This window comes from Shinella sp. GW835-FHT14H05 (genome assembly GCF_058793575.1).
Map to the genome: position 1 here is coordinate 145,196 of NZ_JBXAFY010000006.1, position 25,607 is coordinate 170,802.

The window sequence follows — 25,607 nt, forward strand, 5'->3', positions numbered from 1 at the left end:
CGGTCCGGTTCGGTTGCGCTCGATTGACCCCTTATAGGCAAAGTGCGATGACGACGCCATGTGTGGACGATTTGCATTGCTGGCCAAAGCCGATCTCATGCGCGAATTCCTCGATGTGCTGAACATCGAGGATCCGCCCGAGCGCTACAACATCGCGCCGACGCAGCCGATCCTGATCGTGATTGCGGGCAACAGGCGGGAGCCCGGCAGCAACCTGCCGGAGCGCAAGGCCATGCTGGTGCGCTGGGGTTTCATGCCCGGCTGGGTGAAGGACCCGCGCGATTTTCCGCTTCTGATCAATGCGCGCGCCGAAACGGCGATCGGCAAGGCATCCTTCAAGGCCGCCATGCGCCACCGCCGCATTCTCGTGCCGGCCTCCGGCTTCTTCGAATGGCGCCGGCCGGAGGAGAAGGGCGCCAAGGCGCAGGCCTATTGGATCCGCCCGAAGAAGGGCGAGATCGTCGCCTTTGCCGGCCTCATGGAGACCTGGTCTTCGGCGGATGGTTCCGAGGTCGATACCGGCGCGATCCTGACGACGGCGGCCAACAACGACACCAGCCGCGTCCACGACCGCATGCCTGTGGTCATCCGCCCGGAGGATTTTTCGCGCTGGCTGGACTGCAAGACGCAGGAACCGCGCGACGTGGTGGACCTGATGAAGCCGATCGACGACGGCTTCTTCGAGGCGATCCCGGTGTCCGACAGGGTGAACAAGGTCGCCAATATGGGCCCCGATATTCTGGAGCCGGTGGAAGAGCGCGCCGAGGAGGCGCTACCGGAAAAGAAAAAGGGCGCACACGCGCCCCCGCTGTCCGATCAGCTTTCGCTGTTCTGAAATCATTCCCGGCAAATGGCCTCGAAGCGGCTCAGTCGTAGAGCGGCTGAAGCACGGCCGGAATGTCGCGCTTCTTGCGCTTGTCCTGGGACTTCGTCTCGGGCTTGCACTGCGTGGCCGCCACGACGGCGCGCAGGCCGAGCGGCTTGTAGCGCTCCTGAAGATTTTCGTTTGCTGCGGTCTTCTGCAGCGGCTGCTTCCTTACGGTCGACATTATCATTCTCCTGAAGTGAGCAGGTAGCCCCGTATGATGTCCCCGGTTGCTACCCCCAATGAGCTATGCATTTACGCGACCCATTCGGCCAAATTCTGCTCAAACTTTGATCGCTTAGAGGCGAAGACCCCAAATTGCGGGTTTCTGCGATCAACAATTATAACGGCCACTTACATTCATTTTCCGGGAAAGTGCTTTACCTTGACCTGCAAGGCCGCGGCGGCGACGGCGCGAATGCCGATCGGATTGTATCGGGTTGCGAGATCGCTCGCGGGGCGGGTGCCGGTCTTTTTAGTTGTCATGGTGCTGTCCCTTCGTTTGCCGGCGGCCTTCGCCGGTCTGGTGTCTCCTTTCTCGCATGGGGGAGCGCACGATCATGTCACCGCGGGAACAGGGCGCCGGCGGCGCGTTTTTCGCTTTCGGCCCGCTTGACCGGACGCCGCGACGGCGCGATAAAGCAGGCCATGAAAACGGTACTCTGCATTCGCCGGAGCATTATTCGCTAGCGCACGCGCTGGCCCGGCCGTTTTCGTCCCTCAAAATCCCCGGATGACAACGACCCGGCCAGCCGGGTTTACGCCTTTTGGGGAGATTCTTATGGCCGACACGCCGGTCCTTACGCTGTACAACACGCTCACGCGGTCGAAGGAGCCCTTCCAGCCCATCGATCCCGACAATGTGCGCATGTATGTCTGCGGCCCGACGGTCTATGACTTCGCCCATATCGGCAATGCGCGGCCGGTCATCGTCTTCGACGTGCTGTTCCGACTGCTGCGCCATGTCTATGGCGAAAACCACGTCACCTATGCCCGCAACATCACGGACGTCGACGACAAGATCAACGCCCGGGCGCTGCGCGATTTCGGAGCCGAGATCGAGAACGGCACGCTCTCGCTGAACGAGGCGATCCGCCGCGTGACGGAGAAGACGGCAAACCAGTTCCACGCCGACATCGCCGCCCTTGGCGCGATGCAGCCGACGCACGAGCCGCGCGCCACCGAATTCGTGCAGCCGCGCGACGACGGCAAGGTGGACATGATTACGTTGATTCAACGTCTCATCGAACGCGGCCATGCCTATGAAGCGAACGGCGAAGTCCTGTTCGACACGCGCTCCATGGCCGATTACGGCGACCTCTCGAAGCGCAACCTCGACGAACAGCAGGCCGGCGCCCGCGTCGCCGTCGATGCGCACAAGAAGAACCCCGGTGATTTCGTGCTCTGGAAGCTTTCCTCGCCCGAAGAGCCAGGCTGGGACAGTCCCTGGGGCCGCGGTCGTCCGGGCTGGCATATCGAGTGCTCCGCCATGTCGGCCGCCTATCTCGGCGAGACCTTCGACATCCACGGCGGCGGCCTCGATCTCATCTTCCCGCACCATGAAAACGAGATCGCCCAGTCGCGCTGCGCGCATGGCACCAAGGTCATGTCGAATGTCTGGATGCACAACGGCTTCCTGCAGGTCGAGGGCCGCAAGATGTCGAAGTCCGAAGGCAATTTCTACACGATCTCGGAACTGCTGGAGGAAGAGAAGTTCGGCGGCCGGAAATGGCCGGGCGAGGTGCTGCGCCTTGCCATGCTGATGACGCACTACCGCGAACCGATCGACTTCAGCGTCAAGCGCCTGGAGGAGGCGCTCGCAACATTGAACCGTTGGGAGCGAATTGCTCGTGAAGAGGCGGCTAAGCCCTCTGAGCCCGATCCTAAGTTCATGTCGCTGCTGGCCGATGACCTTTCAACGTCCGAAGCCATCGGTCGAATCCACGAACTGATGAATTTTGGTCGCTTCGCGGACACGTCAGCGCCCAAAGATTACCAGAAGGGTTCATTTGGTTTTGGTGATGGTTATTCCGGTTTTGAGAATCTCAGTGACCGGCAGGCGAGTGTTGGGACGGCGTTGGCGTGCCTTGAATTACTCGGAGTGAAAGTTGTCAGAGAAGATTTGGACGAAGCCCTGAAAGACGGGCTGGAAGCAGTAGTCCAAATGCGTCTGGAACTCCTTAAAGCAAAGAATTTCACTGAAGCCGACAAAATCCGCGACGACCTCGCCGCCAAGGGCGTCCAGCTCAAGGACGGCAAGGACCCGGAAACGGGCGAGCGGGTGACGACGTGGGAGGTGAAGCGGTGAACCCAGCCACCCCCCTCTGTCACTTCGTGACATCTCCCCCACAAGGGGGGAGATTGGGGAATCGTGGCGCTGTCGCCAAGCAGCAATTACTGGTTGAATATGGTGTAAGCGGTTATTCTGGCTCCCAATCTCCCCCCTTGTGGGGGAGATGTCACGAAGTGACAGAGGGGGGTGTCATGCCGCACGGGAAGGTTTCCAAAGTCAATCGCATCCGTGCGCGCCGCATGCGCATGACATTGACGGAAGCCGAACTGGCCCTTTGGAATGAACTTCGGGCTCACCGTCTGATGGGTTTGAGCTTTCGGCGCCAGATGCCGATAGCCGGTTATATTGTCGATTTTGCCTGCCCGGTTCACCGCCTTATTGTCGAGCTCGACGGCTCTCAGCACGCGCTGGACAAGGCACTCGGGTACGATGCGGACCGAACGGCCCGCCTCAAGGCTGACGGTTGGACTGTACTGCGGTTCTGGAATGACGACGTTTTGAAAGATATCGATGGCGTTTGCCGTCATATCCTTGCGGTGATTGAGGAAATCAGCCGCGCGACGGAGGCAAAATCATGAGCACCCCCTTCTACACCGGCGGCTGCCAATGCGGCGCTGTGCGCTTCCATGTCGAGGGCGCGCTTGGCGATGCGTCGGTCTGCCATTGCCGCATGTGCCAGAAGGCGAGCGGGAATTTCTACCTGCCGCTCGTTTCCGTGCGCGAGGCGAAGCTGACATGGACGCGGGGGGAGCCGAAGCGGTTCCAGTCGTCGAACCATGGCTATCGCGGTTTCTGCGCCGATTGCGGTACGCCGCTGACCTATGAGGCGCCGGACGGGGTCGCACTCACCATCGCCGCCTTCGACGATCCGGCCGGGATCGCGCCGCGCATCCAGTGGGGCATCGAGGCGAAGCTGTCCTATGTCGATACGATCCACGACCTGCCGGGCGAGGACACGATGGCAGACCAGGATGCGCAGTCGTTCCTGGCCGATCTCGTCTCCTACCAGCACCCGGACCACGACACCGACGACTGGCCGCCGGAGCGGGACCGATGAGCATCTCGCGCATCTATACCGGCGGCTGTCAGTGCGGCGCGGTGCGTTACCGCGTGGAGGGCACGCTCGGCGATCCGCATCTGTGCCATTGCCGCATGTGCCAGAAGGCGGCGGGCAACTATTTCCTGCCGCTCGCCAATGCGCCGCGCACGCGCTTTTCGGTGACGCGCGGCGAGCCCGGCTGGTTCCAGTCCTCCGAGATCGTGCGCCGCGGCTTCTGCCGGGATTGCGGCACGCCGCTGTTCTATGACGGCCTCGCGTCCGCGCATATCAATGTCACGCTCGGCTCGCTCGATGATCCGGACGACGTGCGCCCGATCGCCCAGTCCGGCGTCGAATCACGGCTTGTCTGGTTTTCGCAATTGCCGAAGCTTGCCGAAAGCGAGAGCAACGAAGGCGAGGGCGGCGAGGTGCGCCATGCGAAGATCCGCGACTCGAACCGCCAGCATCCCGACTACGACACCGATCATTGGCCGCCGGAGGACTAGACATGACAGAGACCGTTCGTACCGGAGGCTGCCAGTGCGGCGCCGTCCGCTTCCGCATCAGGGGCGAACTCGGCCGCCCGTCGATCTGCCATTGCCGCATGTGCCAGAAGCAGTTCGGCGGCTTTTTCGGGCCGCTCGTCACCGTAAAGGGCGAGACGGAATGGACGCGCGACGAGCCGAGCTACTTCCAGTCGTCCATCAACATCGCCCGCGGCTTCTGCAAGCAATGCGGCACGCCGCTGACCTACAAGCATCCCGGCGGGCTGGAAATCGCCATCGGCGCCTTCGACGACCGCAGCGACCTCGCGCCGCAAATCCAGGTCAACTACGGATCGCGCAACCCCTGGGTCACGACGATCTTCAACCAGCCGGTCCATGAAGACCCGGACTATTACAGCCAGCAGGAGAGCATCATCTCCTTCCAGCACCCCGATCACGACACCGAAAACTGGCCTGCCCACGGATTGAAATTATGAGCGAGACCTTGCGTACCCTCTACCCCGAAATCGAACCCTACGCCTCCGGCCATCTCGACGTCGGCGACGGGCACAGCATCTATTGGGAGCGCGTCGGCACGCCCGGCGCCAAGCCCGCCGTCTTCCTGCATGGCGGCCCGGGCGGCACGATCGGCCCAAACCACCGCCGCCTCTTCGACCCGGCGCTTTACGACGTGACGCTGTTCGACCAGCGCGGCTGCGGCAAGTCCACGCCGCATGCGGAACTGGAGGCTAACACGACCTGGCACCTCGTCGCCGATATCGAGCGCCTGCGCGCGATGGCGGGCGCGGAAAAGTGGCTGGTCTTCGGCGGCTCCTGGGGTTCGACGCTGGCGCTCGCCTATGCGGAAAAATACCCGGAGCGCGTCTCCGAACTTGTCGTGCGCGGCATCTACACGCTGACCAAGGGCGAACTCGACTGGTACTACCAGTTCGGCGTCTCGGAAATGTTCCCGGACAAGTGGGAGCGTTTCATCGCCCCCATCCCGCCGGAAGAACGCCACGAAATGATGCACGCCTACCATCGCCGCCTTACCAGCGACGACAAGGCGACCCGCATCGCCGCCGCCAAGGCCTGGAGCCTGTGGGAAGGCGAGACGATCACGCTCCTGCCGGAGCCCGCGACCAGCGATCCCTTCGCCGAGGAAGAATACGCCCACGCCTTCGCCCGCATCGAGAACCACTTCTTCGTCAATGCCGGCTGGTTGGAAGAGGGGCAGCTTTTGCGCGATGCCCACAAGCTGAAGGGCATTCCGGGCCTCATCGTGCACGGCCGCTACGACATGCCGTGCCCGGCAAAATATGCCTGGGGGCTGCACAAGGCCTGGCCGGAGGCGGAGTTCTACATTGTGGAAGGGGCAGGGCATGCCTATTCCGAACCGGGCATCCTCGACCGGCTGATCTACGCGACCGACAAGTTCGCGGGCAAGGTTTGAGATTGCCCCTCACCCTAACCCTCTCCCCGTGAACGGGGAGAGGGTACGTGCCCCGCACGACGGAAACGTGTGAGCAAAACGGCGCGGCATACCCTTCTCCCCGCTTGCGGGGAGAAGGTGGCGGCAGCCGGATGAGGGGCCAAACTAGACGTGCAAATATGTTCCCAGGGAGGGAACCGATGAAAAAAGACCGTATCCACCTCTTCGACACCACGCTGCGCGATGGCCAGCAGACGCCCGGCATCGACTTTTCCGTCGAGGACAAGATCGCGATTGCCGGCATGCTGGACGAGTTCGGCCTGGACTATGTCGAGGGCGGTTATCCCGGCGCCAACCCGACGGATACGGCCTTTTTCGCGAAGAAACGCACCGGCCGCGCCAAATTCGTCGCCTTCGGCATGACGAAGCGCGCCGGCGTTTCCGCCTCCAACGATCCGGGCCTTGCCGCATTGCTGGGCTCGAAGAGCGACGCGATCTGTCTTGTCGCCAAGAGCTGGGACTATCATGTGCGCGTGGCGCTCGGCTGTTCGAACGAGGAGAACCTCGAAAGCATCTCCGAATCGGTGAAAGCCGTGGTGGCCTCCGGCCGCGAATCCATGGTCGATTGCGAGCATTTCTTCGACGGCTACAAGGCCAACCCGGATTATGCGCTGGCCTGCGCCACGACGGCCTTTACTGCCGGTGCACGCTGGGTCGTGCTCTGTGACACCAATGGCGGCACGCAGCCGTCGGAAATCCAGGCGATCGTCGCGGCCGTCATCGCCGCCGGCGTGCCGGGCGAAAACCTCGGCATCCACGCCCACAATGATACCGGACAGGCCGTCGCCAATTCGCTTGCCGCCGTGGAAGCGGGCGTGCGCCAGATCCAGGGCACGCTGAACGGCATCGGCGAGCGCTGCGGCAATGCCAATCTGGTGACGCTGATCCCGACGCTGGCGCTCAAGGAAGCCTATACCGGCCGCTTCGAGATCGGTATCGACGCGGAAAAGCTCACCGGCCTCACCAAGCTGGCCCACACCTTCGACGAATTGCTGAACCGCTCGCCGGATCATCAGGCCCCCTATGTCGGCGCCTCTGCCTTCGCCACGAAGGCCGGCATCCACGCTTCGGCACTGCTGAAGGACCCGCGCACCTACGAACATGTCACGCCGGAAAGTGTGGGGAACCTGCGCAAGGTCATGGTGTCGGACCAGGGCGGCAAGGCGAATTTCATCAACGCGCTGAAACTGCGCGGCATCACGGTCGGCAAGGACGATCCGAAGCTCGACCGCCTGATCCAGATCGTCAAGGAACGCGAGGCGACAGGCTACGCTTACGAAGGCGCCGATGCGAGTTTCGCATTGCTCGCCTACCGCACACTCGGCACGGTGCCGGATTTCTTTCATGTCGAGAGTTTCCGCGTGATGGTCGAGCGCCGCTATGATGCCAACGGCCAGCTCAAGACCGTGTCGGAAGCAGTGGTGCGGGTCATCGTCGACGGCGAGACGATGATGTCGGTCGCCGAGGGGCACGGCCCGGTCAACGCGCTGGACCTGGCGCTCCGCAAGGACCTCGGCAAATACCAGGCCGAAATCGCCGACCTGGAACTGGCGGACTACAAGGTGCGTATCCTTAATGGCGGCACCGAGGCGATTACCCGCGTGCTGATCGAATCGACCGACGGCAGCGGCGCGCGTTGGTGGACGGTCGGCGTCTCCGACAACATCATCGACGCTTCCTTCCAGGCCCTGATGGATTCGATCGTCTACAAGCTCCTGAAGAACCGCGGCGAGGCGGGCCGGGTGGCTGCAGAATAAAGGGATAGGTTCAGCGCCGCTCATCATCCCTTCACCGGAATGAATTGGTGCATTTGCGTTCGTTGGAGTACGACGTCGGAAAATCCATAAATCGACGGGAAATGACACCATGGCCGACGCGAATTCCACCAGCGGCCCCCAAACCGGCGATTCGCCGCGCGGTTTTGCCTTCGCCCTGACGGCCTACCTGCTCTGGGGCTTCCTGCCCTTCTTCATGAAGGCCGTGGCGCACATCCCCGCCTCCGAGGTGGTGGCGCACCGCATCGTCTGGTCGGTGCCGCTCGCCGGCCTCGTGCTCGTCTGGCTGGGCCGAACCGGGGATATCAAGGCGGCGCTGCGCTCGCCGCGCATGCTCGGCATGGCGACGCTGACGGCGGTGCTGATCACCATCAACTGGGGCATCTATGTCTGGGCGATCGGCGCGGGCCGGGCGATCGAGACGGCGCTCGGCTACTATATCAACCCGCTCTTTTCGATCTTCCTCGGCGCTGTGCTCTTGAAGGAAATGCCGGACCGGGCGCAGATGGTGGCGATCGCGCTTGCCGCCGTCGCCGTCGGCGTGCTCGCCTTCGATGCCGGCGGCCTGCCCTGGGTGTCGATCGGCCTCTGCCTGTCCTGGGGCTTCTACGCCTTCTTCCGCAAGACGCTGCCGATCGGGCCGAACCAGGGCTTCTTCCTGGAAGTGCTGCTTCTCAGCGTGCCGGCGCTCGGTTACATCGTCTGGCTCGAAGCCTCGGGCGAGGGGCATTTCGGCGATACCGGCATGGCTGATGTGCTGTGGCTGCTCGCCTGCGGCATCGTCACCGCCATTCCGCTGATGATCTATGCCAACGGTGCGAAGCTCCTGCGCCTCTCGACCATCGGCATCATGCAATATATCGCGCCGACGATGATCTTCATCATCGCCGTCTTCGTCTTTGGCGAACCCTTTGGCACGGCCAAGCTGATCGCTTTCATCCTGATCTGGGTGGCCCTGATCATCTATTCCGGCTCCATGCTGCGCACGGCGCGCGCGCGCCGCATCGCCGCCACGGAACTGAAGCCGGCGGAATGAGCGCACGAAAAAACCGGAGGCCCTGGCCTCCGGTCCTGAAATTCTTCGGATAGCCTCAAAGCCGCGCGATAATATCCGCTTCGCCGTCGCGGTCCACCTGGCCGGCCCAGTGCTCGACGAGGGCGGAGACGATCTCTTCCGGTTCGTCGATGACCATCGGCTGCACGAGATGGGCGGTGTGGATGAAGCCTTCGTCCGCCATGTGGCGGATGAGCTTCAGCATCGGATCCCAGAAGCCGCCGATATTGGCGAAGACCATCGGTTTGCGGTGGCGGCCGAGCTGCGCCCAGGTCATCACCTCGACGATCTCCTCCAGCGTGCCGATGCCGCCGGGCAGCGCCACGAAGGCGTCGGCGCGGTCGAACATCTTGTGTTTGCGCTCGTGCATGTCGGGCGTGATGATCAATTCGCTCAATTGCCCGAGCGAATGGCGGGTGGCCTCCATATCGACGAGGAATTGCGGTATGATGCCGGTGACGCGGCCGCCATGCGAGAGCACGCCGCTGGCGACCGCTCCCATGATGCCTTTCGTGCCGCCGCCATAGACGAGGCGGAGATGGTTTTCGGCCATGGCCTGACCCAGCCGCCGGCCCGCGGCGATATAGGCAGAATCACGGCCCGGCTGGGAGCCGCAGTAGACGCAGACGGATCGAATCGGCAGGGTTTGTTCACTCATGACGGGATTCAGCCACCCGGCAGGAGACTCGTCAAGGATAATGACGGAAAAAGCACGGGGCCAAGGGCCTGGAACGTCTCGGGAACCTTGTGCAAAACCTTGGGAATCGGTAGCAATTTCAGGAGGGGACGCCCGCGAAACCGGGATAGAAAGAGAGTTGATGATGAACAACAAGACCGGTCTGGTGGCCTTGATCGTGCTGGCGGTGGCAACGCTGCTCATGGTTTTCCTCGTGCTGCCCAACATGAACAAGGAAACGCCGGCGGAAACGCCCGTCGCCAACCTCACCAACAAGGTGACCGAAGGGGGCGGCGAGACCACGACGGCGGACGGAAAACAGGCCCGTCCGAAGACCGAGACCGGCGCAGCGACCACGACCGAACCCGCCGGCGGAAGCGACGCCACCGCGGAAGCCGAGAAGCCGGCAGCGGACGCCACGACCGGCGAGGCCGCATCCACCGAGACCGCGACCCAGGAGGTCGCCAAGGCCGAGACGACGCCGGCCGATGCGACCGCCGCCTGGGTCACGCCCGCCTTCGATCTGCTGCGTGTCGAGCCGGATGGCTCCACGGTGATCGCCGGCCGCGGCCAGCCCAATACCAAGCTGGAAATCAAGAATGGCGAGACGGTGGTCGCCACGGCCGATATCGGCCCGTCCGGCGATTTCGCCGCCGTCTTCGACCAGCCGCTTGCGGCCGGCGACTATCAGCTCACCCTCAACACCAAGGACGACAAGGGCGCGACGAAGACCTCGGAAGAGGTCGCGACCGTCTCCGTGCCGAAGGACACCGCCGGCGAGCTGCTCGCCATGGTCTCCAAGCCTGGCGAGGCGAGCCGCCTGATCACGGTGCCGGAAGCAGCCGAGAAAGCCGCAGCCGATGCCACGGCGACGGCGGAAAAGACGATTGACCAGCCAGCCGGCGAGACCGCCACGGCGACCGACGCTGGAACCACGGCCGTCGAAAAGCCCGCGACCGAGACGGCCACGGCGACCGACGAAGGCACCGCCGCCGCATCGGGCGAGACCGCAACCGCGAGTGCTGATACGCAGGGGGCCGACACGCAGAGTGCCGCGACGGAGAGCGCCGCCACGGCTGAAGGCGCCGCGGGTGTCACCGCGACGGAAGCGACGTCCAAGGCGCAGGCCCGCGTTTCGGCCGTCGAGCTGGAAGGCGAGCGCATGTTCATCGCCGGCACGGCAAAGCCTGGCGCGCTGGTGCGCATCTATGCCGACGACAAACTCGTCGGCGAGGCGAAGGCCGACGAAGCCGGCCGTTACGTCGCGGACGGCACGATCGATCTGTCGGTCGGCCGCCACACGGTGCGTGCCGACGTGATGAGCCCCGACGGCGGCAAGGTGGAATTCCGCGCTTCCGTTCCGTTCGACCGGCCGGAAGGCGAGCAGGTTGCCGTGGTGGCGCAGGACAGCGCCACCGGCGATACCGGCCCGGCGCTCGGCCTCATCGGCGGCGGCACCTTCGACAAGCTGCGCAGCGAGGCGGACAAGGCGATCGCGCTCCTGAAGGGCCTCTATGCCAACGGCCGCGTGCCCACGGCCGAGGAACTGGCGGCAGCACGCTCCGCGACTGAGATCGCGCTGCGCTCGCTCGCCGAGTTCCGGCCCGGCGCGGAGGAAGGCGAAGCGGCCCGTGACATGGCCGCCAGGGCCTCTGCCGCGGCCGCCTCCGCCCTTGCCAGCCTCCAGTCGCTTCCGAAGGATGCGGCCGCGGTCGGTGAAGCGCTCGGCTCCATCGAGACCGCCGTCGCGGAAGCGTTGGCACCGGCAATCGAGAAGGCCGAGGCGGTGGTCGGTGCGGCTTCTGCCGCGGCGGACCGCTCGATCGAGGCGCTCGCGGACCAGGCGACCGCCCTCCAGCAGCAGTTCGTCAGCCTTTTCTCCGATGGCCGCAACGCGACCACGGCGGAAATCCAGACTGCCCGCTCGGCGCTTGAGACCGCGCTGAAGAGCATCACCGGCTTCGCACCGCCCGCCGGCACGGCCGCAGATGTCACCGCGGCCATCGAGCGGCTGAAGGGCTGGGCCTCGACGGCGCTCGATCGCCTCGCCGCCGTTCCGGCCGGGGCCGGCAAGGAAGCCTACCAGCAGGCGCTCGCAGCACTCGAAGGCATGCCGTCGCTGACGGCAGCGGCCAATGCCGTGGCCTCCGGTAACGAAGGCGCCAGCGGTTCCACGGCCGCCGAAACCACCACCCCGGCGGAGGAAACCACGACGGCCGGCGGCACCGCGGCCTCCACCGAGAGCGATACCACCGCTGGCGGCACGGGCACGGCAACGGGCAGCGAGCAGGCGGTGGCCGAAGAGCCGGAAACGGTGGAGCAGGCGCCGCTGCAGGCGAGCAAGACCTCGGTCATCATTCGCCGCGGTGATACGCTGTGGCAGATTTCCCGCCGCATCTACGGCAAGGGCGTGCGCTACACGACGATCTACCTCGCAAATGAGGACCAGATCACCAATCCGGACCGCATCATCCCCGGCCAGGTGTTCGGCGTGCCGGACAAGATGGCGGAGAGCGACGCCGAGGCCGAGGAACTGCATCGCAAGCGCGTGCGGGGGAATTGATTTCCCGCGGACTGTTGCGAAGCAGCCGGCAAGGACCTATCTGCACAATGCGGCGCCCCACGGGGCGCCGCATTTTCATTCGAGCGATTCCCGGATCATCGCGGCGGTCCGGCGGAGGCCAGCGTGGCAACGACGACGAAGAAGACGGTTTCGGCCGACAGCAGCAATCCCTTCCACACGCTGGTGAACCTCTGGCCCTATATGTGGCCGTCGGACCGGCCGGACCTGAAGATGCGCGTCGTCTGGGCGTCGGTCTTCCTGCTCTTGTCCAAGGTCGTGCTGCTGCTGGTGCCCTATTTCTTCAAATGGGCGACGGATGCGCTGAACGGCAAGGCGGATGCGGTCAACCTGCTGCCGACCTTCCTGCTCGGCGCCGTCATGCTGGTGCTCGCCTATAATGGCGCGCGCATCCTGCAAGCCGGCCTCAACCAGCTGCGCGACGCGCTCTTTGCCAGCGTCGGGCAATATGCCGTGCGCCAGCTCGCCTACCGCACCTTCGTGCATCTGCACCGCCTGTCGCTGCGCTTTCACCTGGAACGGCGCACCGGCGGCCTGTCGCGCGTCATCGAGCGCGGCACCAAGGGCATCGAGACGATCGTGCGCTTCACGATCCTCAACAGCATCCCGACCTTCATCGAATTCCTTCTCACCGCCGCCATCTTCTGGTGGGGCTACGGCTTCGATTACCTGGTCGTCACCGCCATCACCGTCTGTCTCTACATCTGGTTCACCGTGCGGGCGAGCGACTGGCGCATCTCCATCCGCCGCTCGATGAACGACAGCGACACGGAAGCCAACACCAAGGCGATCGATTCGCTCCTGAACTTCGAGACCGTCAAATATTTCGGCAACGAGGAGATGGAGGCGCGCCGCTTCGACCAGTCGATGGAGCGCTACGAGAAGGCGGCCACCCAGGTCTGGACCTCGCTCGGCTGGCTCAATTTCGGCCAGGCGCTGATCTTCGGCGTCGGCATGGCGGTCATGATGGCGCTGTCGGCGCTCGCCGTGCAGCGCGGCGAACAGACGGTCGGCGACTTCGTCTTCATCAATGCGATGCTGATCCAGCTCGCCATCCCGCTCAATTTCATCGGCTTCGTCTACCGCGAAATCCGCCAGGGCCTGACGGATATCGAGCAGATGTTCGATCTGCTGGAAGTCGAGCAGGAGGTGCAGGACAAGCCGGGCGCCGCCGACCTCGTCGTCACCGAGGGCGCGATCTCCTTCAAGGACGTGTTTTTCGCCTATGATCCGGCCCGCCCGATCCTCAAGGGCATTTCCTTCGACGTGCCGGCAGGCAAGACCGTGGCCGTCGTCGGTCCGTCCGGTGCCGGCAAATCGACGCTCTCCAGGCTGCTCTACCGCTTCTACGACGTGCAGCAGGGCACGATCACTGTCGATGGCCAGGATGTGCGCGACGTCACGCAGAAGAGCCTGCGCTCGGTGATCGGCATGGTGCCGCAGGATACGGTGCTGTTCAACGACACGATCGCCTACAACATCCGCTACGGCCGGCCGGGCGCCAGCGACGTGGAGGTTTCTGCCGCCGCCGAGGCCGCGCAGATCGGCCCCTTCATCCGCCACCTGCCGGAAGGGTTTCGGGCGATGGTCGGCGAGCGCGGCCTAAAACTTTCGGGCGGCGAGAAGCAGCGCGTGGCGATTGCCCGCACCATCCTGAAAAGCCCGCCGATCCTCATCCTCGACGAGGCGACCTCGGCGCTCGATACCCGCACGGAACAGGAAATCCAGGCCGCACTCGACGTCGTGTCGAAGAACCGCACCACGCTGGTCATCGCCCACCGCCTTTCCACCGTCATTTCGGCTGACGAGATCATCGTGCTGAAGGACGGCGTGATCGCCGAGCGCGGCACCCATGGCGAGCTGATGCAGCGCGACGACGGCCTCTACGCCTCCATGTGGAACCGCCAGCGCGAGGCGGTGCAGGCCGAGGAACGGCTCAAGCAGGTGCGCGAGAGCGACGATCTCGGCATCGTCGTGCGCCATCCCGCGGCAAGCTGACCCATCAATCGCCGGGTCCGGCGAACAAGATCAGATTGCCGTCAGGATCGAGCAGGATGAAGTTGCGTGCGCCCCAGGGCTGCGTCTTCAGCGGCAGGTGGAAGGCGACGCCGGCCGCCTGATAGTCGAGGAACAACTGCTTGATCGCGGCCGCACTGTCGAGCGTGATCGAGGCCGACAGCAGCTCCTCCCGCCGGCGGATGTCCCCGACGAAGACGGGCTCGTCGACGAAGCGCAGGCAGAGCCGTGCCCGGTCGCGCTGGACCACGCCGTAGAACGGCGGATCGCCATAGGTGAAATCGACGGCAAAGCCGAGTTTTTCCGTGAAGAAGGCAAGCGAGGCGGGAAAATCGGTGACGTAAAGCACCGGCTCCGCACCGCTGAGAAAGGGCTGTTCGGCTTTCTTTTGGGTCGTGTCGCTCATGGCGGGGACTCCTGTCCTGAGCGCCGGCCATCCTTCAAACCCGTTCTGGCGGGCGACAAGCTCCTGCGCATCGGCAAGCGAGAACGGCGCCTCCAGCACCTCACGATCGGTGAGGGGCCGGAAGCGGGGCAGGGCGGCGCGGATGGCGGCGGCCACCGGATAGTGCCCTTCGCGATGCCAGCGCAGATATTGCTTGGCCTGCTTCTTGAGGTTTTCGAGGTTGGGCATGGGCGCAGCTACGGTTTCGGTTCGCAGGTGGGCATTGCCCCTTCGGCCCTTGCCGATGCGCCCTACAGCAACGCGAAAATTTTGCCCCTGTTGATCAAAGCTTGTCAACACCAAGTTAGAAGGTGAGGCGCATGATGGATTGCGGAGGTCGATGATGGACACGATCGGCGAAGACGGCCTGTTCCGGCACCCCGTTCCGGTGCCCTTCGCGCTGCGCCTGTTTCTTGTCCTCGCCGGCCTTTTCGTCGTCACGGTCGCGACCTGGGAGCTGCATCCCGGCGTCTGGCCGCCCAACATCACCAGCCCCTTCTTCTTCTTTCTCATTCTTGGCGCCTGGTCCGTCGGCGGGCCGGTGGCCTGGGCCGGGCTGAATGGCGCGGCCGGGCTGTGGATCGTCGGGCCGGGCCGCATCGTGATCGAGCGCAAGCGGCCGTTCCTGAAGCTTCGGCGCGATACCTTCGGCGAGAACGACGACATGCATCTGGAGGTGGTCGAGGTGGAGGCGATGGAAGGGGATTCGACCTGGGCCGTCATCCTCAGCGCCGCGGACGGCCGGCGCTTCGAGACGCGCGAATTTCGCACACGCGCCGCCGCCGAGCGGCTGCTGAAGCGCATCGAGACGGCGTTTGCCGCCACGGAACCTTTGAAACCCCGGCGGGATTGACGCGGGGAAGGCGCGGAGCGGCTGGGGGCTATTCGCCACGCCGCATTGCTCCCGCCCTCGTTTCACGCTAGGTCCATGGCGTGAAAACAGCAGGAGATGTCGGAAGATGAGTTTGGTCGATACGATACGCAGCACCCTGGTCCCGATCCACCGGGAGGGCTGGAAGTTCGTGGCCGGCTTCTTCGTCGCCTCGCTGCTGCTGGGCGCTGCCTGGGAGCCGCTGATGTGGATCGGCTTCATCCTGACCGCCTGGTGCGCCTATTTCTTCCGTGATCCCGAGCGCATGACGCCGCAGGACGACGATCTCGTCATCAGCCCGGCGGACGGCCGCGTCTCGGCGGTCGCCATGGTGACGCCGCCCTCCGAGCTGGAGCTCGGCGACCAGCCGATGATGCGCATCTCCGTCTTCATGAACGTCTTCAACTGCCATGTGAACCGCGCCCCGATGCGCGGCCGCGTCTCGCGCGTCGCCTATCGCGCCGGCAAATTCCTCAATGCCGACCTCGACAAGGCGAGCCAGGAGAACGAGCGCAACGGCCTCGTCATCGAAACGGCGCACGGCCAGATCGGCGTGGTGCAGATCGCCGGCCTCGTCGCGCGGCGCATCCTGTGCTGGACCGTGATGAACGACAGCCTGGAGGCCGGCGAACGTTTCGGCCTCATCCGCTTCGGCTCGCGCCTCGATGTCTTCCTGCCGGCAGGGGCCGAGCCGCGCGTCAGCGTCGGCCAGATGGCGATTGCCGGCGAGACGGTGCTGGCGGAATTCGGTTCGGCAAAGGGGCCGGTGATCAGCCGCCGCGGTTGAGACCGCGCGATTGACCATTGGCAGTTGTGGCTTATCTAGCACTGTGACAGCCGCCCGCAGACGAGAGAGAACGAAGCGAAAAGAGATGGACACACCCTTTCCGCCCTATGAGCCCAATGGCCCGAACGACGAGGCCCGCGGCCCGCGCCTGCGCGAAATCCCGCTGCGCATCATCATCCCGAACGTCATCACGGTTCTCGCCATCTGCGCTGGCCTGACGGGCATCCGGCTTGCCTTCGAGAACCGCTACGAGCTCGCCGTCGGCATGGTGCTGCTCGCCGCGTTTCTGGATGGCATCGACGGCCGCATCGCGCGCCTCCTGAAGGCCACCTCGAAATTCGGCGGCCAGATGGATTCGCTGGCCGACATCGTCAATTTCGGCGTAGCGCCGGCGCTGGTGCTCTACGTCTTCATCCTCGACCAGGCGCGTTCCTTCGGCTGGATCGCCGCTCTGATCTACGCCATCGCCGCGGGCTTGCGCCTTGCGCGTTTCAACGTCATGGCCGAGCGCGAGACCAAGGCGAAGTGGCAGACGGAATATTTTGTTGGCGTGCCGGCGCCGGCGGGCGCCATGCTGGTGCTGCTGCCGGTCTATCTCGGCTTCCTCGGCATCGCGCCGAGCCCGCTCTTCGGCTTCCTGGCGTCCGGTTACACCGTGCTGATCGGCTTTCTGCTGGTAAGCCGCCTGCCGGTCTGGTCGGGCAAGTCGGAAGGAAGCCGCATCCGGCGCGATCTCGTGCTGCCGGCAATCCTGCTCGTCGTGCTCTATGTCGCGACCCTGATGAGCTTCACCTGGGAAACCATGGTGGTGACCGTCGTCGGCTATCTCGCGACCTTGCCCTTCGGCGCGCGCTCGTGGAAGCGCAAATATGGTGGCTGGTCGGCGCCCACCACCCATGGCGCCAGCGAATTCCCGGAAGAAACGGACGGCCACTAAACCCTCGCCATCACATCCGCGTGAACCCGATGAAAGCCCTGTCTACAGCTTGTGGACAGGGCTTGATTTTTTATTGCAGGTCGACTAACTAGCAAACAAATAGATAGTAAGCTAATAGTAGTTGGACTAGCAAGATGAACGCTACCGATCCTCGCGAACGCCTCCTCGACGACCTGTCCCGCGTGCAGCGCAAGATGCGCGCGCTGTTCGATGCCCGGGTGAAGGAGAGGGGGCTGACGCTGCCGCGCGCCCGCGCGCTCCTTATCCTCGGCCGCGGCGTGAACCTCAACCAGCGCGAACTCGCCGACGAGCTCGACATCGAGACACCGACGCTGGTGCGCCTGCTCGACGGCATGGAAAAGCAGGGTTTCATCGAGCGCCAGTCGGTCGAGGGCGACCGCCGCGCCAAGCAGATCGCCATGACGCCCCACGGCGCCAAGGTCGCCGAAGAGGTGCTGGACCTTGCCCGCTCGCTGCGCGCCGACGTGCTGAAGAGCATCTCCGCCAGCGAGATGTCGACGACCGTCAAGGTCTTTGCCGCCATGTCGGAAAACATCGCCAAGAGCTGTCGGGAAAGCGTCGAGGCATGAGCAGCGTTCCCGCCACCGAGGCGCGCGGGACCGAGGACGAGCCGCAGGAGCCAGTCGAGGAGCAACCCGTCGAGGCGGGGCCAGTCCCGCCACCGGCGCCAGCGCCCATGGCCCCGCCGCGTGCGGCCGCCTACATGGCCGCCTCGACGCTGCTGGCCATGACCCAGGGTTTCGGCCTGAACCTCGTCGCCGCCAACATTCCGCAGCTCCAGGGGCTGCTGGGTGCCACGAGCACGGAGGCGGTGTGGCTGATCGCGGCCTATATGGCGCCCAACGCCTCGCTGTCGCTGGCGCTGATCAAGATCCGCAACCAGTATGGCCTGCGCCGTTTTGCCGAGTTGGGCATCGCCGTCTTCCTCCTCGTCTCGGTGCTGCACATTTTCATCACGGACCTGCAATCCGCCATCGTGCTGCGCTTCTTCGCCGGCATCGCGGCCGCACCGCTGTCCTCGCTCGGCTTTCTCTACATGCTGGAAGCCTTCTCGCCGGCGCGCAAGCTGACGGTCGGCATCTCGCTGGCGCTCACCAATATCGGGCTTGCCGCACCGCTGACCCGGCTGATCTCGCCGGCACTCATCGATCTCGGCGGGGTGCGGGCACTGTTGCAGTTCGAGGTGGCGCTGGCGATGCTGTCCTTCGCCGCCATCTACCTCCTGCCGCTGACCGCGCCGCCGCGGGTAAAAGTCATCGAGAAGCTCGATATCGTCAGCTACCTGTTCATCGCCATCGGGTTTGGCGCAGGCGCCGTGGTGCTCGTCACCGGGCGAACCTATTGGTGGCTGGAGGCGCAGTGGATCGGCGAACTGCTGGTGGTCATGGTCGTCGCACTCACCATCGCCGCGGTGATCGAGCTCAACCGCAAGACGCCGCTCATCGACCTGCGCTGGCTGTTCAGCCGCGAGATCCTGCATTTCGCCGGCGTGCTGATCCTCTTCCGCCTGATGCTCGCCGAACAGACCGCCGTCGCGGGCAATTTCTTCCAGATCACCGGGCTCCTGAACGACCAGCTTATAGGCCTCTACACCGCGGTGACGCTTGCCACCATTGCCGGTGGCCTCGTCTGCGCGGCCGTGCTGAAACCCGGCCGGGAGCCGGGCCTGCACATGGTCGCTCTGATGCTGATCGGCGTCGGCGCCTATCTGGACAGTCATGCGACCAACCTGACGCGGCCCGAGCAGATGTACTGGAGCCAGGCGATGATCGCCGCCGGCGGCAGCCTGTTCCTGCCGCCTGCCATCGCCTCCGGCTTCACGCTGGCGCTGCGCAAGGGGCCGCAATATATCCTGAGCTTCATCGTCGTCTTCCTGGTGACGCAGAGCCTCGGCGGCCTTGCCGGCTCCGCGCTCTTCGGTTCCTTCATCACGCTGCGCGAAAAGTTCCACTCGAACATCCTCGCCGAGGCGATGACGCTGGCCGATCCGCTGGTCGCCGCCCGCGTCTCGCAGCTTTCCGCCGCCTATGGCCGCACGATCGTCGATAGCGCGGTGCTGAAGGCGGAAGGCGTGGCGCTGCTCAGCCAGCAGGTGACGCGCGAGGCCAATGTGCTCGCCCACAACGACGCGTTCTTCGTCATCGCGCTCTTGGCCGTGGGGGCCGCGGCCGCCCTTGCCATCCACCTGCTTACCGTTCGTATCAGAGAGGCCATTGCGCGCGACCGCGAGCAAGCGGCCGTTGAAGGTTGACAGACATGAAGACTTATATCCGCCACACAGCCACAGCACTCGCCGTGCTTCTCGGCATCGCCGGCCTCGTCGCCGTGCTCTATGCCTGGCACCTGCCGCCCTTTTCGAGCGAGGTCCAGACGACGGACAATGCCTATGTGCGCGGCTACGTGACGCTGATCAGCCCGCAACTGAGCGGCTATGTCACGGATGTGCCGGTCAAGGACTACGAGACCGTCAAGGCCGGCGCCGTGCTCGCTCGCCTCGATGACCGCATCTATCGCCAGAAGGTCGAGCAGGCCAATGCCACGCTCGCCACCCAGAAGGCAGCGCTTGCCAATTCCGTGCAGCAGGAAAACGCCGCCAAGGCGCGCATTGGCGCCAGCGACGCCGCCCTCGACAGCGCGCGCTTCGCCAAGCGCCGGGCGGAGGAAAACTGGAACCGCATCGAGGAACTGTCCAACAAGGGCATCGCCACCCAGAGCGACCGCGAGCAGAGCCGCACCACGCTTGACCAGGCGAACGCCTCCGTCTCGCAGGCCGAGGCGAACCTCGAAGTCTCCAAACAGGATCTCCAGACGATCATCGTCAGCCGGGATTCGCTGCGGGCCGCGGTGGCGGGCGCCGAGGCCTCAGTGGAGCTTGCCAAGATCGACCTGTCCAACACCAGCATCACGGCGCCGCGCGACGGCGTGGTGGGCGAGGTCGGCGTCAAGCTCGGCCAATATGTCGCCGCCGGCACGCAGCTCATGGCCGTCGTGCCGCACGACACCTGGGTCATCGCCAATTTCAAGGAAACCCAGCTCGCCTATATCCAGCCCGGCCAGAAGGTCGAGGTCAGCGTCGATGCGCTGAAGCATGCCACGCTGACGGGCCACGTCGAGCGCTTCTCGCCTGCCGCCGGCTCGGAGTTCAGCGTCATCAAGCCGGACAACGCCACCGGTAACTTCACCAAGGTCGCCCAGCGCGTGCCGGTGCGCATCGCGATCGACGAGGGGCAGGAGCTGGCGAAGCACCTGGCTCCGGGGTTGTCGGTGGTGGTGAAGACGGTGGTGGGGGAATAGGCGAAAGGCGCTGTTTTCGGGTGTGGCGTGGATCCTCGGGTCAAGCCCGAGGATGACGGAGGAGAGGTTGGCGGGCAATCTCTAGATACGTGCCGCTCAGCCAATAAACATCAACGGCTCCCGCGCTCGCAAACGCCAATGGCTTATCCGCCAACACACGCTCGTGGTTCACCTTCCGACCGTCACCTCACCCTCCGTCATCCTCGGGCTTGACCCGAGGATCCACACGGCACGCGCGACGTGGTTGGTTGAAACGACCTGGCCGTAAGAACCAGCCCGATCACTCCGGCAAACGATAATCCAGCAAACGCCCCTGGCGCATGTCGAATAGCTTGCCCGTCTCGGCAAAATCCCGCGCCACCAGCGGCAGGATGGCCTTCGCCACTTCCGACGGGTGCTGCACCGTCATCGGGTCTTCGCCGGGGATCGCCTGGGCGCGCATGGCGGTGCGGGTGCCGCCGGGGTCGAAGGAGGTGATGCGCAGCGCGGTGCGCTGCGTCTCGGCGGCCCAGGTGCGCGCCAGCGCCTCGACGGCGGCCTTGGAGGCGGAGTAGGGACCCCAGAAGGGCTTGCACTTGTGCGCGGCGCTCGACGACAGGACGACGGCGCGGCCGGCATCCGACTTCAAGAGCAACGGCTCGACCGAGCGGATGAGACGCCAGGTCGAAGTGACGTTGATCGCCATGACCTTTTCGAACACCTTGGCTTCGACATGGCCGATCGGCGAGATCACGCCGAGGATGCCGGCATTGGCGACGAGGATGTCGAGCTTGCCCCAGCGCTCGAAGATCGAGCCGCCGAGCTTGTCGATCGCCGGCATGTCGGTGAGGTCGAAGGGAACCAGCGTCGCGCTGCCGCCGACGGCCTTGATCGCATCGTCCAGCTCTTCCAGCCCGCCGACGGTGCGCGCGCATGCGATGACATGGGCGCCGGCTTTCGCGAGTTCGAGGGCGGTGAAATAGCCGATACCGCGCGACGCGCCGGTGACCAGCGCGATGCGGTCTTTCAGGTCGATGCTCATGCTGCTGTCAATTATCCGTTGCTTGCCATTACCGAGATCTTCCGTCCCATCGTCTCGCCTTCCTTGTCAAGGAGGCGCGTCGGATAGTCGCCGGTGAAGTAATGGTCGGTGAACTGCGGGCGGGCCGGGTTGCGGTCCTCGCCGCCGACGGCGCGGTAGAGGCCGTCGATGGAGATGAATTCCAGCGAATCCGCTCCGATGTATTTCGCCATCGCCTTGACGTCGTTGTACTGGTTGGCGAGCAGCTTGTCGCGGTCCGGCGTGTCGATGCCGTAGAAGTCCGGGTAGAAGATCATCGGGCTGGCGACGCGCACATGCACTTCCTTGGCGCCCGCATCGCGGATCATCTGCACGATCTTCAGCGACGTCGTGCCGCGCACGATCGAATCGTCGACGAGGATGACGCGCTTGCCGTCGATCATCGCGCGGTTGGCGGAATGTTTCAGCTTGACGCCGAAGGCGCGGATCTGCTGCGTCGGCTCGATGAAGGTGCGCCCGACATAGTGGTTGCGGATGATGCCGTATTCGAACGGAATGCCGCTTTCCTGCGCATAACCGAGCGCTGCCGGCGTGCCGCCATCGGGCACCGGCACGACGACGTCGCCCTCGACCGGGTGTTCCTTGGCGAGGTTGATGCCCATGTTCTTGCGCGCCACATAGACGCTGCGGCCACCGACGACGGAATCGGGACGAGCGAAGTAGACATATTCGAACAGGCAAAGCCGTTCCGGCTGCACATTGCCCGCCTTCTTCGCCTCGATGGAGATCGAGCCGTCCGGCTGGATTTCGCAGACGATGATCTCGCCATTCTCCACGTCGCGGATATATTTCGCGCCGATGATGTCGAGCGCGCAGGTTTCCGAGCAGAAGATCGGTTTGCCGTCGAGTTCGCCCATGACGAGCGGGCGGATGCCGGTGGGGTCGCGCGCGGCGATCAGCTTGGTGCGGGTGATGCCGAGCATCGAATAGCCGCCTTCCATCTGGCGGATCGCGTCGATGAAGCGGTCCGTCGTGGAGGTGTAGCGCGAGCGGGCGATGAGGTGCAGCACGACCTCGGTATCCGACGTCGACTGACAGATGGCGCCGCCGGCGATGAGCTGGCGGCGAAGCGTCAGGCCGTTGGTGAAGTTGCCATTATGGGCGACCGCGATGCCGCCGACTTCCAGTTCCGCAAAAAGCGGCTGCACGTTGCGCAGCGCGACTTCGCCGGTGGTGGAATAGCGCGTGTGGCCGATCGCCATGGTACCGGGCAGCTTCGCGATCGTCACCGGGTTGGTGTAGTGGTCGCCGACGAGGCCCATGTGCTTTTCGGTGTGGAACTGCTTGCCGTCGAAGGAGACGATGCCGGCAGCCTCCTGGCCGCGATGCTGGAGCGCATGCAGGCCGAGCGCCGTGAGAGTGGCTGCTTCCGGATGGCCGAGAATGCCGAAGACGCCGCACTCTTCGTGAAGCGTGTCGCCGTCGAGATCGTCATCGTGGCGGCCGGGGAACTTGAAATCGCTCATTGCTGCAAGCCTTTGCTCGGGACCGTAGGAGGTTGCACGGGTCTGGTCTTCGTTGCGTCCTGGCCACGCCCATATGGGTATGGCCTAAAGCATTTGCCACCGAGGCCCGGAAGCATCAGTGGCGATCGTCTCATCCTATCAAAAAATCGGGGCGCCCGCCTTCGTCAATTATCGCGAGTGGCGGCGCCCCTGATCACTTATCCGTTCGTGGCCGGAACCTCTTCGGCGGGCGTCTGGCCCGTCGTACCTTGGCCCGTACCCTGGCCTGTGCCGGTGGCGGCATCCGGGTCTTCCGCGCCACCTTCGCCCTCGGTCGGCTGACCTTCCACGGGCTTGCCGCGCAGGCGATCGAGGATCGTCGCGTCGGCATCTTCCGGCAGCAGCGCCACGAGGCGCGAGCCGAGATTGTCGAGAAGGGGCTTCGATTTCGCGGTGGTCACCCAGGACGGCTGCTGCTGCGGCGCGACCAGCCAGTTGAAGAACAGCATGGCGACGACGACGAGCAGGATGCCGCGGGCGGCACCGAACAGGAAGCCGAGCGTGCGGTCGAGGGCGCCGATGCGGCTGTCGATGATGAAATCGGCAATGCGCATGGTGATGAACGAGATCACGATGAGCGCGACGAGGAAGACGGCGGCGGCGGAGCCGACTATCGCGACCGTATCGCTTGTCGTATAGTCCTTCGCATAGGGCAGGAGGACCGGATAGAGGAAGTAGGCGGCTGCCGCGGCACCCACCCAGCTTGCGACGGAGAGCACCTCGCGCGAGAAACCGCGCACCATCGCCAGCACGGCGGAGAACAGCGCGACGCCGATGACGATACCGTCGAGAATTGTGATGGGCATATTCGTCCTACTCCAAACCCGAAATGTCGCCGGGCCCACGTCGCCTAAAGCCGGGGGCACCTTAACGCAAGGCCTATCCGTCGTCCCGCTTCGGCACGCCGGCGGCCAATGTTTCCCACAGGCCTTTGCCGTGCGCCGCAGGGCGTCAAACGTCCTCGTCCTCCCGCTTGAGGGCGGCCTTCGATCCGGCAATGCGCGCCACCAGATCCGGCAGGCTGTCGATCTCGCTCCAGCGGCCGCCCGTGCCTTTCGGCAGATCGGCGGAACCGGCGGGGAGCACGGCCTGCGAAAACCCCAGTTTTTCCGCCTCCTTGAGGCGCTGGGCGGTGTGCGCCACCGGGCGAATGGCGCCCGACAGGCTGACTTCGCCGAAATAGACGCAATCTGCGGGAAGGGCAAGTCCGGCGAGCGACGAAACCAGCGCAGACGCGACGGCAAGGTCGGCCGCCGGCTCCGAAATGCGATAACCGCCCGCCACATTGAGGTAAACATCGTGTTGCCCGAGGCGCACGCCGCAATGCGCCTCCAGCACCGCGAGGATCATCGAGAGCCGCGCCGAATCCCAGCCGACAATCGCGCGGCGCGGCGTGCCGAGCGATGTGGGGGCAACGAGCGCCTGTACCTCGACCAGCACGGGCCGCGTGCCCTCCATGCCGGCGAAGACGGCGGCGCCCGGCGATTTTTCATTGCGCTCGCCGAGGAAGAGCTCGGAGGGATTGTTGACCTCGCGAAGGCCCTTGTCGGACATTTCGAAGACGCCGATCTCGTCCGTCGGGCCGAAACGATTCTTCACCGTGCGCAGGATGCGGTAGTGGTGGCCGCGGTCGCCCTCGAAATAGAGCACGGCATCGACCATGTGCTCGACGACGCGCGGGCCGGCGATCTGGCCTTCCTTGGTGACATGACCGACCAGCACCATGGCGGCACCCGTCTGCTTGGCGAAGCGGATCATCGCCTGCACGCCGGTTCGCACCTGCGTGACGGTGCCGGGGGCCGCGTCCGCCGTGTCGCTCCACAGCGTCTGGATCGAATCGATGATCACGAGGTCCGGCCGCTTGCCTTCGCCAACGGTGGCGAGGATGTCCTCGACATTGGTCTCGGCGGCGAGCAGCACGTCGGTCTCGGCGGCATGCAGGCGCTGGGCGCGCAGGCGCACCTGCGCGACGGCCTCTTCGCCCGAAACGTAGATGATGCGGTGGCCGCGGCGGGAGAGGGCGGCTGCGGCCTGCATGAGCAGCGTCGACTTGCCGATGCCGGGATCGCCGCCGATCAGCACGGCGGAGCCGCGCACGAAGCCGCCGCCGGTCGCCCGGTCAAGTTCGGCAATGCCGGTGTGGATGCGCGGCGCTTCTTCGATTTCGCCCGACAGCGCCGTCAGCGCCACCGGCCGGCCCTTCTTCGGCACCTTGCCGGGGCCGGAGCCGATGCCGCCCATCGGGTCTTCCTCGACGACGGTGTTCCACTCGCCGCAGCCCTCGCATTTGCCCACCCAGCGGGAATGCGCGGTGCCGCAGTTCTGGCAGATGAATTGGGTGCGGGGTTTCACCATTAAATCGCGCTTTCCGGAAGGGTTTGGGAATCGATCCGGAAGCCTCTAGCACAAAA

The 25,607-nt window shown here is 64.7% G+C and carries 25 protein-coding genes; 17 read left to right on the forward strand and 8 right to left on the reverse strand.

Annotation, left to right across the window (positions count from 1 at the left end):
• Window positions 1-58: 58 nt before the first annotated feature.
• Window positions 59-835, forward strand: coding sequence for an SOS response-associated peptidase (locus AC1Q6Z_RS19310; RefSeq protein WP_492648918.1), 777 nt, complete (start codon window positions 59-61; stop codon window positions 833-835).
• A gap of 31 nt (window positions 836-866) precedes the next feature.
• Here AC1Q6Z_RS19310 and AC1Q6Z_RS19315 read toward each other — a convergent pair whose 3' ends face one another.
• Window positions 867-1,049 (reverse strand): hypothetical protein, encoded by a 183-nt coding sequence (locus AC1Q6Z_RS19315; protein WP_492648919.1) that lies wholly within the window; start codon window positions 1,047-1,049, stop codon window positions 867-869.
• 176 nt (window positions 1,050-1,225) lie between these two features.
• The gene (locus AC1Q6Z_RS19320) at window positions 1,226-1,351 is read right to left on the reverse strand and encodes a hypothetical protein (RefSeq protein ID WP_492648920.1); all 126 of its coding nucleotides are present in this window, start codon (window positions 1,349-1,351) and stop codon (window positions 1,226-1,228) included.
• Window positions 1,352-1,646: 295 nt separating this feature from the next.
• Here AC1Q6Z_RS19320 and cysS point away from each other — a divergent pair, with 295 nt between their 5' ends.
• The 8 genes from cysS (at window position 1,647) to rarD (ending at window position 8,985) form a co-directional block, all read left to right on the forward strand.
• Complete coding sequence (gene cysS, locus AC1Q6Z_RS19325; RefSeq protein WP_492648921.1) at window positions 1,647-3,173, forward strand: cysteine--tRNA ligase; 1,527 nt, start codon at window positions 1,647-1,649, stop codon at window positions 3,171-3,173.
• 176 nt (window positions 3,174-3,349) lie between these two features.
• On the forward strand, window positions 3,350-3,736 hold the full coding sequence (locus AC1Q6Z_RS19330) for an endonuclease domain-containing protein (protein WP_492648922.1): 387 nt from the start codon (window positions 3,350-3,352) through the stop codon (window positions 3,734-3,736).
• On the forward strand, window positions 3,733-4,215 hold the full coding sequence (locus AC1Q6Z_RS19335) for a GFA family protein (RefSeq protein WP_492648923.1): 483 nt from the start codon (window positions 3,733-3,735) through the stop codon (window positions 4,213-4,215). The genes AC1Q6Z_RS19330 and AC1Q6Z_RS19335 overlap by 4 nt, the downstream gene beginning before the upstream one ends.
• Window positions 4,212-4,703, forward strand: coding sequence for a GFA family protein (locus AC1Q6Z_RS19340; protein WP_492648924.1), 492 nt, complete (start codon window positions 4,212-4,214; stop codon window positions 4,701-4,703). The genes AC1Q6Z_RS19335 and AC1Q6Z_RS19340 overlap by 4 nt, the downstream gene beginning before the upstream one ends.
• Before the next feature lie 2 nt (window positions 4,704-4,705).
• Window positions 4,706-5,179 carry a GFA family protein gene (locus AC1Q6Z_RS19345; RefSeq protein WP_492648925.1) on the forward strand — a complete coding sequence of 158 codons (474 nt, stop codon included), beginning with the start codon at window positions 4,706-4,708 and terminating at the stop codon, window positions 5,177-5,179.
• Entirely contained in the window at window positions 5,176-6,135 is a 960-nt protein-coding gene (gene pip, locus AC1Q6Z_RS19350; RefSeq protein WP_492648926.1) for a prolyl aminopeptidase, read from the forward strand. Before AC1Q6Z_RS19345 ends, pip begins: the two co-directional genes overlap by 4 nt.
• A 179-nt stretch (window positions 6,136-6,314) precedes the next feature.
• Window positions 6,315-7,931 carry a citramalate synthase gene (gene cimA / locus AC1Q6Z_RS19355; RefSeq protein WP_492648927.1) on the forward strand — a complete coding sequence of 539 codons (1,617 nt, stop codon included), beginning with the start codon at window positions 6,315-6,317 and terminating at the stop codon, window positions 7,929-7,931.
• A 109-nt stretch (window positions 7,932-8,040) separates the two neighbouring features.
• Window positions 8,041-8,985, forward strand: coding sequence for an EamA family transporter RarD (gene rarD / locus AC1Q6Z_RS19360; RefSeq protein ID WP_492648928.1), 945 nt, complete (start codon window positions 8,041-8,043; stop codon window positions 8,983-8,985).
• A gap of 55 nt (window positions 8,986-9,040) precedes the next feature.
• Here the strand turns inward: rarD and AC1Q6Z_RS19365 are convergent, their stop codons facing one another.
• The gene (locus AC1Q6Z_RS19365; protein WP_256118821.1) at window positions 9,041-9,661 is read right to left on the reverse strand and encodes an LOG family protein; all 621 of its coding nucleotides are present in this window, start codon (window positions 9,659-9,661) and stop codon (window positions 9,041-9,043) included.
• 160 nt (window positions 9,662-9,821) lie between these two features.
• On the opposite strand from AC1Q6Z_RS19365, the gene AC1Q6Z_RS19370 reads away from it, so the two are divergent.
• Both AC1Q6Z_RS19370 and AC1Q6Z_RS19375 read left to right on the forward strand, forming a co-directional pair.
• Window positions 9,822-12,242, forward strand: a complete 2,421-nt coding sequence (locus AC1Q6Z_RS19370; protein WP_492648929.1) for a LysM peptidoglycan-binding domain-containing protein — start codon at window positions 9,822-9,824, stop codon at window positions 12,240-12,242.
• Between the two features lie 123 nt (window positions 12,243-12,365).
• Window positions 12,366-14,258, forward strand: coding sequence for an ABCB family ABC transporter ATP-binding protein/permease (locus tag AC1Q6Z_RS19375; protein ID WP_492648930.1), 1,893 nt, complete (start codon window positions 12,366-12,368; stop codon window positions 14,256-14,258).
• A gap of 4 nt (window positions 14,259-14,262) precedes the next feature.
• Here AC1Q6Z_RS19375 and AC1Q6Z_RS19380 read toward each other — a convergent pair whose 3' ends face one another.
• On the reverse strand, window positions 14,263-14,910 hold the full coding sequence (locus tag AC1Q6Z_RS19380) for a VOC family protein (RefSeq protein ID WP_492648931.1): 648 nt from the start codon (window positions 14,908-14,910) through the stop codon (window positions 14,263-14,265).
• Window positions 14,911-15,061: 151 nt separating this feature from the next.
• Here AC1Q6Z_RS19380 and AC1Q6Z_RS19385 point away from each other — a divergent pair, with 151 nt between their 5' ends.
• The 6 genes from AC1Q6Z_RS19385 to AC1Q6Z_RS19410 all read left to right on the forward strand — a co-directional run bounded on the left by AC1Q6Z_RS19385 (window position 15,062) and on the right by AC1Q6Z_RS19410 (window position 20,631).
• Window positions 15,062-15,574 (forward strand): hypothetical protein, encoded by a 513-nt coding sequence (locus tag AC1Q6Z_RS19385; protein ID WP_492648932.1) that lies wholly within the window; start codon window positions 15,062-15,064, stop codon window positions 15,572-15,574.
• Entirely contained in the window at window positions 15,570-16,379 is an 810-nt protein-coding gene (locus tag AC1Q6Z_RS19390; protein WP_492649043.1) for a phosphatidylserine decarboxylase, read from the forward strand. Before AC1Q6Z_RS19385 ends, AC1Q6Z_RS19390 begins: the two co-directional genes overlap by 5 nt.
• An 85-nt stretch (window positions 16,380-16,464) precedes the next feature.
• Window positions 16,465-17,316 (forward strand): CDP-alcohol phosphatidyltransferase family protein, encoded by an 852-nt coding sequence (locus tag AC1Q6Z_RS19395; protein ID WP_256118826.1) that lies wholly within the window; start codon window positions 16,465-16,467, stop codon window positions 17,314-17,316.
• A 134-nt stretch (window positions 17,317-17,450) separates the two neighbouring features.
• Window positions 17,451-17,906, forward strand: a complete 456-nt coding sequence (locus AC1Q6Z_RS19400; RefSeq protein ID WP_256118827.1) for a MarR family winged helix-turn-helix transcriptional regulator — start codon at window positions 17,451-17,453, stop codon at window positions 17,904-17,906.
• A gap of 107 nt (window positions 17,907-18,013) precedes the next feature.
• Window positions 18,014-19,588, forward strand: coding sequence for an MFS transporter (locus AC1Q6Z_RS19405; protein WP_492649044.1), 1,575 nt, complete (start codon window positions 18,014-18,016; stop codon window positions 19,586-19,588).
• A gap of 5 nt (window positions 19,589-19,593) precedes the next feature.
• Complete coding sequence (locus AC1Q6Z_RS19410; protein WP_256118828.1) at window positions 19,594-20,631, forward strand: HlyD family secretion protein; 1,038 nt, start codon at window positions 19,594-19,596, stop codon at window positions 20,629-20,631.
• A 280-nt stretch (window positions 20,632-20,911) separates the two neighbouring features.
• Here AC1Q6Z_RS19410 and AC1Q6Z_RS19415 read toward each other — a convergent pair whose 3' ends face one another.
• The 4 genes from AC1Q6Z_RS19415 to radA form a co-directional block, all read right to left on the reverse strand.
• Complete coding sequence (locus tag AC1Q6Z_RS19415) at window positions 20,912-21,652, reverse strand: SDR family NAD(P)-dependent oxidoreductase (protein ID WP_256118829.1); 741 nt, start codon at window positions 21,650-21,652, stop codon at window positions 20,912-20,914.
• An 11-nt stretch (window positions 21,653-21,663) separates the two neighbouring features.
• Window positions 21,664-23,157, reverse strand: coding sequence for an amidophosphoribosyltransferase (purF, locus tag AC1Q6Z_RS19420; protein WP_256118830.1), 1,494 nt, complete (start codon window positions 23,155-23,157; stop codon window positions 21,664-21,666).
• A 197-nt stretch (window positions 23,158-23,354) separates the two neighbouring features.
• Entirely contained in the window at window positions 23,355-24,002 is a 648-nt protein-coding gene (locus AC1Q6Z_RS19425) for a CvpA family protein (protein WP_492648933.1), read from the reverse strand.
• A gap of 145 nt (window positions 24,003-24,147) precedes the next feature.
• Window positions 24,148-25,551, reverse strand: a complete 1,404-nt coding sequence (radA, locus tag AC1Q6Z_RS19430; protein WP_492648934.1) for a DNA repair protein RadA — start codon at window positions 25,549-25,551, stop codon at window positions 24,148-24,150.
• Window positions 25,552-25,607: the final 56 nt, after the last annotated feature.